The 12821-nt window shown below is 68.8% G+C and carries 6 protein-coding genes; 3 read left to right on the forward strand and 3 right to left on the reverse strand.

What is annotated here, in order from left to right:
- The first annotated feature begins 391 nt into the window (after window positions 1–391).
- A complete protein-coding gene (locus Acor_RS17570; RefSeq protein ID WP_155337752.1) occupies window positions 392–1675 on the forward strand; it encodes an FxsB family cyclophane-forming radical SAM/SPASM peptide maturase in 1284 nt (427 codons plus the stop codon).
- Here the strand turns inward: Acor_RS17570 and fxsT (Acor_RS17575) are convergent.
- A complete protein-coding gene (fxsT, locus tag Acor_RS17575; RefSeq protein WP_155337753.1) occupies window positions 1591–4128 on the reverse strand; it encodes an FxSxx-COOH system tetratricopeptide repeat protein in 2538 nt (845 codons plus the stop codon). The two genes, Acor_RS17570 and fxsT (Acor_RS17575), sit on opposite strands and share 85 nt — an antisense overlap.
- A 389-nt stretch (window positions 4129–4517) precedes the next feature.
- Here fxsT (Acor_RS17575) and Acor_RS17580 point away from each other — a divergent pair, with 389 nt between their 5' ends.
- Entirely contained in the window at window positions 4518–6545 is a 2028-nt protein-coding gene (locus tag Acor_RS17580; protein ID WP_155337754.1) for a tetratricopeptide repeat protein, read from the forward strand.
- A gap of 262 nt (window positions 6546–6807) precedes the next feature.
- On the forward strand, window positions 6808–7677 hold the full coding sequence (locus tag Acor_RS17585; RefSeq protein WP_218034343.1) for an alpha/beta fold hydrolase: 870 nt from the start codon (window positions 6808–6810) through the stop codon (window positions 7675–7677).
- Here the strand turns inward: Acor_RS17585 and fxsT (Acor_RS17590) are convergent.
- A complete protein-coding gene (fxsT, locus tag Acor_RS17590) occupies window positions 7646–11548 on the reverse strand; it encodes an FxSxx-COOH system tetratricopeptide repeat protein (protein WP_155337756.1) in 3903 nt (1300 codons plus the stop codon). The two genes, Acor_RS17585 and fxsT (Acor_RS17590), sit on opposite strands and share 32 nt — an antisense overlap.
- Window positions 11538–12794, reverse strand: coding sequence for a TIR-like protein FxsC (locus Acor_RS17595; RefSeq protein ID WP_155337757.1), 1257 nt, complete (start codon window positions 12792–12794; stop codon window positions 11538–11540). The genes fxsT (Acor_RS17590) and Acor_RS17595 overlap by 11 nt, the downstream gene beginning before the upstream one ends.
- Window positions 12795–12821: the final 27 nt, after the last annotated feature.

Consider the following 12821-nt stretch of genomic DNA (forward strand, 5'->3'; position numbering starts at 1 on the left):
CCTCCACCTGCCGCAACCCCGCCACCCCCGGCGACGCCACCTCCCTGACCGCCCGCGAACTGACGAACGCCCCCGCCACGAGCACCCCGGCCGCCGCCACCGAAAGCCCCGCGGCAACCCGCACCTGCCGCCCCGGAGGCCCCCAGAACCGCACCCAACCTCCCAGAATCCCACCCACCAACCCGCTTAGGGCACCACACGCCCCCACCAGCCGCAAGCCCGGACCGCTCCACGGACCCGGGAATCTTGGCTTAGGGTGAAAATTCGTGAGAGATAAGAATTGGTGCCAAATGCCCTCCCGGAAATTCGGGGGAAGGTATGTAGAGAACGGCAGGGCTAAAGGGGACCGCGATCACGTTAGAGGTTGCCGGGATTGCTCGAAAACTCTGAAATGGGACAGCCGCCCTTTCCGGCTTCCCTCGATGTCGGGGCACTTCTGGCGTCGGGGTGGAAACCCTATGCCTTCCACCAGTTCATCCTGAAGATTCACAGCCGCTGTGACCTGGCCTGCCGCCACTGCTACGTGTACGAAATGGCCGATCAGGGCTGGCGTGACCAACCCCGCCGGATGTCCGAATCGATCGTCGACCGGGTCGCGCTGCGCATCGGCGAGCACGTCATGGCGCACGAGCTCACCGAGGTCGACGTCATCCTGCACGGCGGCGAACCGCTGCTGGCCGGGCCCGGCTTCATCGCGTACGCGGTGCGCGCGATCCGCCGGGCGATGGACACCGGCAGCCGGGTCAACGTCAGCATCCAGACCAACGGGCTCCGCCTCGACGACACCTTCCTGCGCCTGTTCGACCAGCTCGGCATCCGGGTCGGGGTCAGTCTGGACGGGGACGCCCAGGCGCACGACCGGCACCGGCTGTTCCGCGACGGGCGCGGTAGCCACGCCCAGGTGGTGGATTCGCTGCGGGGGCTCGCCAGCGGGCCCTACCACCACCTGTTCAGCGGGCTGCTGTGCACCATCGACGTGCGCAACGACCCGGTCAGGACCTACGAGGCGCTGCTCGCGTTCGACCCGCCCGCGGTGGACTTCCTGCTGCCGCACGGCAACTGGTCGACGCCGCCGCCGTTCCGGGAGGCCGATTCGGCGGCGACGCCGTACGCGGACTGGCTGATGGCCGTCTTCGACCGCTGGTACGGCCCCGCCGAGACCGAGGTCCGGCTGTTCACCGAGATCCTCCGCCTGCTCACCGGCCGCCCGTCCAGGAGCGAGTCGATCGGCCTGTCACCCGCCCTGATGGCCGTGGTCGAGACCGACGGCAGCATCGAGCAGTCCGACATCCTGAAGTCCGCCTACCACGGCGCCGCCGCCACCCGCCTGCACGTGCTCTCGCACCCCTTCGACGCCGCGCTCACCCTCCCGTCGCTGGTCGCCCGGCAGATCGGAAAGGGCGCCCTTTCCGAAACCTGCCACAAATGCGAGATCGTTTCCGTCTGCGGCGGCGGGCTTTACGCCCATCGCTATGACGACAATGCGGGATTTCTTAATCCCAGCGTCTACTGTCCAGATCTCTACCGGCTCATCGTGCATATCGCCGGGGCGCTCGGCGCGGACTTGGCCCGCCTGAGAGGACGCGTCGCTCAGATCGACTGGGGGTCGAAGTCGCAATTGATCCGCACCCCGCGCGCTGCGAGCACCGCGTCCGGGTGTCCGCTGCCGTTCTGAGCCCGGTAGCGGGCCAGGGTGTCCTGCAGAAGTCGGTCGCCTTCCTCGGCGGCGCCCGCCGCGCGCAGGTCGAGCGCCAGGTTGCCGGCGCACGACAGCGTTAGGAAGTGGTCCGCCCCGAATAGGGTGCGGAGCCGTTCCAGGGTCTCCTCGCCGAGCCGGCGGGCCGCCGCGGTCTCGCCCAGCGCCGCCAGGTCCGATTGCAGGTTCACCGCGGAGCTGAGGGTGTAGTCGTGCGGCCATCCCAGCCGGCGCACCAGCGCGTCCACTGCGGCCTGGTTCGTCTCCCGCGCCTTGGCCGGTTCGCCGCGCAGCCGGTGCAGCACGGCAAGGTTGCCGTTGCAGGCGTGCGTGAACGGGTGGTCGCTGTCGTACACCAAGGAGTACTGCGGCACGGTCTCCAGCGCCAGCGCGAACGCCCTGTCCAGGTTACCCAGCATCCGGTACGCGTTTGACCGGCTGACCGCCGCCGCGAGCGTGTCTGGGTGCTGCTCACCGAGTAGTTGCCGGAGCCGGGTGTGGGTGTCCTCGGCCAGCTCCAGCGCGTCCTCCAGGTGGCCCAGGCGGCGCTTCGCGATGGACAGGTCCTTGGCCGCCAGCAGCGTCTGGTGGTGGTCCGGGGACAGCTGCTGCCGGCCGTAGTCGAAGGCGTCCTGGCCGAGGTCGCAGGCCATCTCGTAGTCGCCGCAGAGCCGTACCGCGCGGGACAGGCCGCTGTAGGTGCCGAGCAGCATCCGCGGGCCGACCCCGTGCCGGGCCGTGCTCAGGTCGCGCAGCAGGTTCTGCAGCAGGTCGCGGGAGCGGGCGTAGTCGCTGGTCAGCGAGTAGTCGATGGCCAGGTTGTGGCGGGCCCGGAACACATTGGCCGGGTCAGGATCCATGCATTCCTGGTAGCTGTTCAGCAGCTCCTCGTGCAGCTCGCGGGCTCGGTGGAACTCGCCCCGGCTGATCAGCGTGAGGCCATAGCTGTTGGTGGCCCACAGCGTCTCGGAGTGGCCTAGGCCGAGCACGGCGCGCATCTGGTCCAGGTTCGCGTGGTCGTTCTCGTACGCGGCCGCGTACATGCCCAGCCCGCGCAGGATGTTGCCGAGATGCTTGCGGGCCACCAGCACGTCGGCGTGGGTGGCGCCGTTGCGCTCGGTCCACCGGGCGATGAACTCCTCCACGAACGTGCGGGCCAGGGGGTAGTTGCCCGCCAGGTAGAGGTAGCGGACCGTGTCGAGGGCGAACTCGCGCACGTTCGGCGACTGGCACTCGGCCAGGTTGGAGTGCACGATGTGCGGGACCAGTTCCTCGAAGCTCTTCCAGTTGTTGTTGTCCTCGGCGTCCCGGGGGGCGCTGTGCGCCAGCAGCAGATGCACCTCGTGTCGGATGTCGTGCTGCTCGGCCTCGTTGAGTTCCTCCCGGAGCAGGGTCTGGATCAGCCGGTGCACCGTGATCGTCCGGGTGGCTGAGTCGATCTTGGCGAGGGCGTACCGGCCGAGCACGCTGAGCGCCTTGGTCAGCATCAGCGGGTCGGCCAGGATCGGCGCGATGCGCGGCGTGTCGGTCTGGGTGCCGCGCCGGAACACGTCCCGCGGGATCGGCTCCGGGCCGAAGAACGCGCAGCAGCGGAGCACCTCGATCGCCTCCGGCAGCCGCCGCCGCAGCTCGTGCACGGACAGGCCCCACGCCGCCGCCATGGACTGCGGGTAGCCTTCGGCCTTGTTCGCCGCCATCAGCCGGGTGGTCTGCTCGTCCAGTAACTCGATGTACTCGTCGATGGACATGGCCGTCTCGAACATGAGCGCGCCCGCCTGCTCCAGCGCCAGCGGCAGGTCCCCCAGCTTCTCGGCCAGCGTGTTCGCGGTCTCGTCGCGGATCTCCCGGCGCACCCGGTTCTTCAGGAAGGTCACGCTCTCCTCCCGGTCGAACACGCTGACCTCAAGGGTGGTGCCGTGACTGGTCCACAGCGTGTTCCGGGAGGTGATCAGCACGTGGCCGGAGCCGCGCGGGATGTAGTCCTCCAGGTCCGTCGGCTGGTTCGCGTTGTCGAAGATCACCAGCCAGCGCCGGTACGGCTCGCCGCGCTCCAGCGCCCGCTTGACCGAGGCCGCGGTCTCCTCGATCCCCATGCCGATGCCCGGCGGCAGCCCGAGGTGCGGCGCCAGCGCCGCCATCGAGGCCGGCACCAGCTCACGCTGCTCAGCCGGGACCCAGTAGATGACGTCGTAGTGGCGTCGATAGCGCCACGCGTACTCGATCGCGAGCTGGGTCTTGCCGATACCGCCCTGCCCCTGCAGGGCCTGCGGCTGCGCCTCCGGCACCACCGCGGTGACCTGGCTGATCCCGTCCCGCAATTTCAGCAGGAGATCCTCCCGGCCGGTGAAGTGCGGATTACGCGGGGGAACACGTTCCCAGATGCTGGGTTGCCGATCCGGAGTCGAATGCACCGCGCCACCTGAAAGTTCCATCTGAAACCTCCACCCCTGGAATCTGGGATATAGCCCAATACTAAAGCTTGATTTCGCACTCATGCTGACTACAGAATCCTAAGGAAGCATGGCCGGTTTTCGGGGTGCCAGGCGGGGGAGAACCTGCCCCAAATAGATCAAGTGGTCGCCCTCGATATGTGGTGCGAGGAAAGTGCCGGGACCGGTTCGATCACGAGGTGATGCCGCTACCTGCATTGTGCTGATTGAGGACGATTACCTGGAGTTCGTCGTCAACCTGACTCACGAACGGGCTGCGGAGACCCGCCTGTGCTTCCGTCCACGACCACGCGGCCGCTCCCGTTCGTCGGCTACAGCGTGCAGGACTGGACCTCCGGTGAGCAGCTTTGCGAGCGGATGGGAACGGTCACGTGAATACGGGAACCGGAAAGGCAAGGGTCGACGGTCGGCCCTACGTGGGGCTGCGGGCCTTCCAGCGCGCTGACAGCCACAAGTTCTTCGGCCGCGAGCGGGAGGCGTACGAGGTCGCCACCCGGTGGCAGGCCAATCGGCTGACGATCATGCACGGCCCGTCCGGCGTCGGCAAGACGTCCCTGATCAACGCGGGGGTGCTGCCGCTGCTGGACCCGGACGCGACCGACGCGCTGCCGGTGGGCCGGGTCTCACACGGCTCTGCCTTCCCAGCCGCCGGTTCCGCCCGCGACCCCGCCGCCGCGCTACCGCCGCAACACAACCCGCACGTGTTCGCGCTGCTGTCCACCTGGGCGCCGCATGAGTCGCCGACCCGGCTGGCCCGGCTCACCCTGGCGAGCTTCCTGCGCGGCCGACCGCCCCGGCAGGACGCGTTCGGCGATCCGGTCCTGGTGCTGCTCGTCATCGACCAGGCGGAAGAGTTGTTCGACGACTTCGCGCACCGGCAGCCATACCGGGAGTGGTTCCTGGAGCAGTTACGGGCTGCGCTCCGCGCGGATGAGAACATCCGGCTGCTGCTGTGCATCCGGGACGATCACCTCGCCTCGATCATGCCGTACAGGTCCATGCTGGTCGGGCATAGCCACAGCCGGTTCTGTCTGGATCCGCTCGCCAGGGAGGAGGCCAGACAGGCGATCGAGGGGCCACTGGCCGGAACCGGGCGCAGTTTCACCCCGCCCGCGCTGCGCAAGCTGCTCAACGACCTGTGCGTGGAGCCCGGCGGGCCGCTGCCCGAGCAGGCGCAGGCCGAACCGGTGCAGCTGCAGGTGGCCTGCTCGATGCTCTGGCGGTCGCTCCCGGCCGGGGTCACGAAGATCACCCAGGTGCACGTGGGCGACGTGGCCGCCGCCGACGAGCAGGTGACCGATTTCTGCGAGGAGATGGTCCGCGAGGTCGCCACCGAGCACCTCAATGGCGACCTGCCCCGGCTGACCGGCTGGCTGGCCCGAACCTTCGTCACCGAGCTGGTCACCCGCCAGCGGGTCGACATGGGTGAGACCGTGACGGCCGGGATGGACAACGCGCTCGTCCAGGCGCTGGTCGACCGGGACATCCTGCACGCCGACCGGGGCGGCTGGTGCGAGCTCTCGCACGACCGGCTAATCCACCCCATTCTTAAGGCCGCCGGGCCGATCGATCTGTCCCGCGAGGTCAGGGACCCTGACGACTTCCTGCGCGCGGCCGAACTCGCGCTCCGCGACCGCGACCTGGCGCTGGCCGAGAACCTGGCCGGTGAGGCGCTCCAGCGGGTCGCCGGGGACATCCGGCTGGAGGCCGAGATCCGGACCTTCCTCGGCAACGTGGCCTACCAGGCCGAGGGGTATGACACCGCGATCGAGCGGTACCGCGATGCGGCCCGCCTGTTCGAGATGCTGGGCGCGATCGACGCGGTCGGGCGGCTGCTGGTCGGCATCGGCCGGCTCCGGCTGGCCCAGGGCCGCCCCGGCGAGGCCGTGAACGAACTGGCCGCCGCGATGCGCAGACTCCCGCACGACCGCAGCGTCAAGATCGCGCTGGCCTGGGCGCTCTGGCACGACGGCGCCCCGCAGATGGCCCGGGACATCCTCACCGACGTGCTCGAACAGGAGGGTGGCTCGCTGGACGCGCTGCAGGCGCGTGGCGAGATCCTGGCCGGTATGGGGCTGAGCGCCGCCGCCCTGCGCGACCTCAATCGCGCCGGACCGCTGCAGTGGCCCTCCACCAAGGCCGCGCACGCGCTGGCCGCCACCCGGCTCGCCGCCCACGAGCCGACCGAGACCGCGCAGGAGATTGACAAGGAGATCATGGAGGCGCTCGCCGACGCGCCGGACAGCGGCCCGGTCCAGCTCTACGCCGCCTGGATCAGCGCCGCCGCGGGCAACCGGGAGGCCGCCGTCGCCCACGCCGAGCGCGCACTGTCAGCCCACACTCCGAGCCTGCCCGGCCACCTCGTCCCGGCGGCCCGCAGGCTGACCTCGGCCGCGTAAACGTGGGCGCTTGATTCCGCCGTGATCACGAATGTAGTTGTTTTCGCTAATACGGGCTGTAAATGAAATGCAGCCGTAGCAACGGGGAACGGAGATCGTCGTCCGATATCCGGCAATGCGGTCCCCGGGGTTCTGGGCCTCCGAATCCCAGTATGGCCCAGGTATGGACTCCGGGTGAAATGTGGGAAAACCTCATATAACGGGTGGTGTCGTGGGGAGGCTTCTCTTGTCGCGGATTGTTGTTGCGCCTGATGGTCGAAGCTTGGCAGTCGAGATATGGGGGAAGCCGGACGGGACGCCCGTCTTTCTGCTGCACGGCACCCCGGGGGGCCGGTTTCAGCCCAGGCCGCGGGAGAAGTCGCTGCACATGCTGGGGATCCGGCTGATCAGCTTCGACCGTCCGGGGTACGGGGGGTCGGCCCGGCGGCTCAACCGGACCGTGGGGGATGTCGCGGCCGATGTGGCGGCCATCGCGGACGCGCTCGGGCTGGGGGTCTTCGCGGTCGTCGGCAGGTCGGGTGGGGCGCCGCACGCGCTCGCCTGCGCCGCGCTGCTGCCCGACCGGGTGACCAGGGCGGCCGCGCTGGTCGGTCTCGCGCCGCGGACGGCCGAGGGGCTGGACTGGTTCGAGGGCATGATCGACGCCAATGTCATGGCGTACACGGAGGCGCGGGCGGGGCATCGGGCCATCACCGCCCGGCTGCGGGTGGCCGCCCGGGAGATCAGGGCCGATCCGGGCAGCAAGGTCCGTGGCATCTACGAGCAGGTGCCGGAGTCGGACCGGCGGGTCGTCGGGGACAACGGGATCCGCCGGATGCTGGAGCGCAACTTCGTCGAGGGGCTGCGGGACTCGGTCGACGGCTGGGTGGACGATGTGATGGCCTTCTCCATCGGCTGGGGGTTCGAGGTGTCGGCCATCACGGCCCCCACCCTGCTCTGGCACGGCGAGAACGACGTGTACTCGCCGGTCGGGCACGCGTACTGGCTGGCCGGCCGCATCCCGCACGCGGACGTGTGGATCCAGCGCGGGGCGGCGCACTTCGGGGCGCTGGAGGTGCTGCCCCGGGTGCTGGCCTGGCTGGTGCGCGGGAGCGGTGAGGTCAGATCGGCTGCGGCTCCAAGTCCCGGTTGACGCGGCGCCACTCCCGCAGCGCCAGGCTGCTGGGGTGGTGCTCGCCGAGGCGCGCGCTGACCGCCGCCAGCGCCTCCTTGTGCACCTGGGCCGACTGCGTGGTCTGCCCGAGGGCGCGCAGGGTGATGGCGTAGTTCGCCTGGCAGGCGAGAGTGTCCGGATGGTCCCGCCCGAGGGTGGTGAGCAGGCTGGTCAGGGCCTGCCGCTCCAGCCGCTCCGCGAGTTCGTTGTCGCCCGTGTCCGCCGCGCAGTTGGCCACGTTGATCGTGCACGACAGCGCGAACGGATGGTTGTCGCCGAGCCGGTCCCGCATGGTGGCGAGCGTCTGCTGGCCGAGGTCCAGCGCGCCGGCCAGGTCGCCGGTGCCCCGCCGGTAGGTCATCAGGTTGTTGGCCGCCACCAGCGTGTACGGGTGCTGCTCGCCGAGCCGGGCCCGGTAGCCGTCGAATACCGACGCCGCCAGATCGCGCGCGCTCTCCTTGTCGTCCACCGCCGACAGGCAGCAGGCCAGTTCGAGCGCGGCCGCGCTGGACTCCGGGTGGAATGGGAACAGCCGCTGGTAGTGATCATGGGTGTCCTGGGCCCGCTTCAGCGCCTCCTGCCGGTCGCCGGCCCGCCGCAGCGAGACCGCGATGCTCTTGGCGGCTCGCAGCGCGTCCGGGTAGTCGTCGAACTGCAGCATCGTGTAGCCATGCAGCGTCCGGGTCAGCAGCGCCACGGAATCGGCGAACTCGCCCGCCTCCCGCATGTCCCTGGCCAGGTTCTGCGCGGTGCTCAGCGTGTACGGATGCCCGGGGCCGAACACCTCGCCCATCCGCCGCAGCGTGTCCTCGTCGAGCTCCTTCGCGCTGCGCCAGTCGCCGACCAGCCGGTAGGAGACCGCCAGGTTGTTGGCCGAGTTCAGCGTCCTCGGGTAGTCCTCGCCGTAGGTCTCCTTCCACTGCTCGTGGTTGTTGCGGTCCATCTCCAGCGCCCGGGGGAACTCGCCCAGCGCCCGCAGGTCGGCGGCCAGCCCGCCGGTCGTCATCAGCGTGTGCGGATGGTTCTCCTTCAGCGTCTTGCTCTGCTGGGCCAGCACCCACTCGTCGAGCTTCAGCGCCTCATCGAAGTTGCCCTGCGAGCGGAGCACATTGGCGATGTTGAACAGCATGTGCAGACGCTGCCGCTCCAACTGCCCGAACTTCTCCTCCCAGTAGTCGGCGAGCCGCTGGCCCAGCTGGATCGCGCTGTCGAACTCGCCGCGCTTCCACCAGTAGCGCACGCGCTCGGTGAGCAGCTGCCTGGTCTCCTCCTCCACGCACTTCTCGGCGTCGGAGGGGAGCAGGTGCGGCCAGATCAGGTCGTACTGCTGCCAGTTCTCCGGGTCGTCGACCTCGCCGGTCTGCGGGCGGGCCGCCACCAGGATGTGGTGCACCTGGTGCGAGATGGTCTCGATGTCGTCGGGCGACATCTGGTCTCTGATCACGGTCTGCACCAGCCGGTGGACCTGGATGGTCTTGCTGCCCTGGTCGATCTTCGCCAGCGCGAACCGGCTGATCTCCCGGATGACCCGGCCGAGCACCAGCTTCTCCCCGCGCAGCGAGTCGTCGTAGGGCAGCAGCGCGCGCATCATGTCGTCGCTGTAGATCAGCGACAGCGAGATCGGGTCCGGCGAGAAGTACGCGCAGAGCTGGAGCATCCGCTCGGCGGCGGGTGACCTGCTGCGCAGCTGTTCGAGCGAGACGTTCCAGGTCGCGGCGACCGAGTTCTCGTAGTCCGTGGGCCGGTTCATGGCCAGGATCCTGGGCGCCTGCTTCTGCAGCTGGGTCACGTACTCGGAGGCGGACAGCCCGGTCTCGCTCAGCCAGGCGGCGGCCTGCTCGACCGCCAGTGGCAGGAAGCCGAGTTCCTCCGCGACGCTCAGCGCGTCCACCGGGGCCAGCCTGGGTACGCGGCGGAGCAGGTGCTCCACGCTCTCCTGCTGGCTGAACACGTCGACTTCCAGCGGGGCGGCGATGTTGGACCAGGTCTGGATCCGGGAGGTGACGATGACGTGCCCGCTGCCGCCCGGCAGGAACGGCTTGAGCTCCTCCGGGTCGCCCGCGTTGTCGAAGATCAACAGCCAGCGGGCGTGCGGCTCACCCCGGCGCAGCGCCTCGCGGGCGGCCAGTGCGCCCTCCACCACGCTGTCGCTGACCGGCAGCCCGATCCGCCTGGCCAGCTCCGCCAGCATGGGGTTGATGAGGTCGGGCTGTTCCGCGGGGATCCACCACACCAGGTCGTAGTCGGCCGCGAACCGGTGCGCGTACTCCAGCGCGACCTGGGTCTTGCCGACGCCGCCCATGCCGTACAGCGCCTGCGGGAGCACCACGGCCTGGCTGCTGCCCAGCAACTGGTTGCGTAGCGTCTCCAGGGCCAGGTTCCGGCCGGTGAAGGAGGCGTTGCGGGTGCCGACGCTCCAGATGGACGGCTGGGTGCCCGGGTACCGGGTGCCGAGCTGGGAGAGCTCGATCATGTCGTGGCCGTGCCCGCCGCGCCCCACCGCCCGCAGGACCGCCTCGGCCGCGTCCTCCGGGCCCAGCCGGACCAGGTCGACCGGCGGCCGGTCGGCGATGGGCATGGTCAGCCGCACCGCTTCGGAGACCCGGAGGGCGACCACCTCGGGAGCCATCCCGGTGGACAGGTCGCCGCTCGGCCACTCGTCGCGATGGAATCCGCGCAGGTACGCCGAGGAGAGGATGACGACGGTGCTGGCCGACTCGGGCAGGTCCTGGGTGGGGGATCGGTCGCCGGTGCCGTACCGGGTCTGCGGGGTGACCCGGAAGCCGGCCTGTTCCAGCACGGCCATCACCCAGTCCGCCCACATCCGATCCTCCGGCGCGTAGCTCAGCCGCACGTCGGGATGCTGGGTCGGCTGCCGCCTGGTGAACGCCTCCAGCCACCGCAGCCGGACGCTCTCCTCCATCGGGGGCATGCCCGTGACGGAGGATTCGGTGATGGCGGCGGTGAGCCGCTCGTACGCCGAGAGCAGCGAGCCTGGCGAGCCGGGGCTGTCGCCGAAGGTGGCCAGCGTCTCCTCGAACGCGTAGAACCGCTTGTACGGAACCTCGATGGTGGCCCAGTAGCTTTTCACCGAGTCGCCGGACAGCCCTTTCGGGAAGCCGATGAACTGGTCCCTGGCGTGCATACGCCCCGCGTCGACCTTCTTCTTCTCCCCGTCGTCGACCCGCATCAGCACCGGCAGAATCCGGATCCGCTGATCTGGATACTGCTTGTCGATGATCCGGGCGACTTCGGCGGCGCCGTCGATGCTCTGGTCGCTCATGGTGAAACAGTCGACCAGCACATCCGGCAGCGCGATCGTGCAAATGTCGGCGATATCGCTGAACCCGGTGCGGCTGTCGATCAGCGTGTAGTCGTAGTGGCGGCGCATGTCGGCTTGCAGGGCGTCCAGGAACTGCCCGCCGCCCCGCTCATAGAAAACGTCGAGGTCGAATGTGGACAGCGAGGAATAGTCCCGGTTGCGGCGCCCGGCGGAGAGGAAGTCCAGCGTTCCGTCACCGGGGAAATCCCATTTCTCCAGGGAGACCGCGTGCCGGGTCACCCGGGCGAAGTCCTTGTGCCAGTCCGGCTCGGCATGCGGCGTCGTGGTGGCCCACTGATAGTCCGCGATCATGTCCACCACGCCTTTCGTGGCGGCGATCACGCTCACGTCCAGGAAGGGGTGAAAGAACCGGTGCAGCCCGGGTGATTCCAGGTCCCAGTCGATGACGAGAACACGCCGCCCCTGACTGGCCAGAATCCACGCGGTGTTGGCGAGGGCCATGGTGCGGCCGGTCCCGCCCTTGAACGAATAGAAGGTGATGATCTTGCCATTCAGGTCACTTGCCATCGGAATCCTCCGTCTTCGTCAGTCGCGGTCGGGTGCCAAGCGGGCCACTCGGGCGATGGATGGGCGCCGACTTGAAGTAGCTCTTGGCGGCGCTGCTGAAAATTCTCGGCAGATCACGCTGAAATGCGGCCAGGGAGGTGATGTGGCTGGCGGCGGGCAGTCCGGGCCGTTCCGGAATGGCGTCCAGGAGCAGTTCGCGCAGGACCGTCTCGGCTTCGGCGGTCTGCTCGTCCCGGAGGTTCCAGGGCACGATCGGCAGCGGCCGCCGGTCCAGCCCGCAGACCCGGCGCAGCACCTCCCGCGACTCCGGGTGCTGGACCGCCCACGGGTCCACGACGAGCACGCTGGGGGCGTCGAGCCCGTCGGTCAGATGTTCCAGGTGGCTGTCCAGCGAGCCGACTTCGAGCAGATAACCGTGCCGCAGCGCCAGCTCCATGGCATAGGACGCCAGCGGCCGATGCTCCCCGGATTCGGGAAATGGATTCCACTCCTGCGGGGTCTGGCCATAGGTCGCCGCCTTACGTCCGCTGGGCAGCCGGGACAGATCCGGAGCGACCATGGTCAGGCGCATCCGCGGGGAGGAGGACTTGACCGCCGGTTCCGCGACGAGGTCGTTGAACGCGCTGGTCAGGCTCTGATAGTCGACGGGTTCCGCCACCGGGACGAGATCCTGCTCCGCCACCTTGATGATCCGGCGCGCGAGAGCTTTGATCGCGGTCTCGTAGTGGGTCCGCATCGACCGGGACTTCATGAGCCCGTAGAAGCCCTCCTGGCGATATCGAGGGCCGAACATCTCGTGATCGAACTGTATTTCCTGTGCGCATTTCGGAAGCTGCTCCGGGTCGAGGAGCGGCGCCCACAGAGCCGGGATGATGGCGGTCATCCGGTTGCCGTGATCAGTGGTCGTATGGAGTCGCTGCGCGAAAGCCGTCCATTCCTTCCCGCATTCTGCGCTGTCGAAGTATCGGGGGGAGTACAGCGGGATGAAAACCCGGCAAGTGGCCAATGCGTTGGCGAGCTGTTCCGGCCATCGATCGCCGGACTGAATGCCGCGATCCATGAAACCCGCGTGCGCGGCCTTGAGCTTGGTCTCGTTTAGCACGATCTCGGAAAGATCGAGAAATAGCTTCGCTACCCACCTGTTCGGATCGGGCCCTCGGTTCGAGTCGAGACCGGGGATGTGCGCATAGCTAAGAAAGAAGCAGGGGCCTTGGACCACTGATCGTGAGGTCGGGTTCGGTGGCATCCGCCTCCTTCCTCGCGGGGGCTTTAC

Origin of the sequence: Acrocarpospora corrugata (genome assembly GCF_009687845.1) — a bacterium.
GTDB classification, from domain to species: Bacteria; Actinomycetota; Actinomycetes; order Streptosporangiales; family Streptosporangiaceae; genus Acrocarpospora; species Acrocarpospora corrugata.

Bases quoted from the DNA above. Each gene is read 5' to 3' on its own strand.
- fxsT (WP_155337753.1), bottom strand. From the start codon at position 4,128: ATGGAACTTTCAGGTGGCGCGGTGCATTCGACTCCGGATCGGCAACCC.
- Acor_RS17570 (WP_155337752.1), top strand. From the start codon at position 392: ATGGGACAGCCGCCCTTTCCGGCTTCCCTCGATGTCGGGGCACTTCTG.
- Acor_RS17595 (WP_155337757.1), bottom strand. From the start codon at position 12,794: ATGCCACCGAACCCGACCTCACGATCAGTGGTCCAAGGCCCCTGCTTC.
- fxsT (WP_155337756.1), bottom strand. From the start codon at position 11,548: ATGGCAAGTGACCTGAATGGCAAGATCATCACCTTCTATTCGTTCAAG.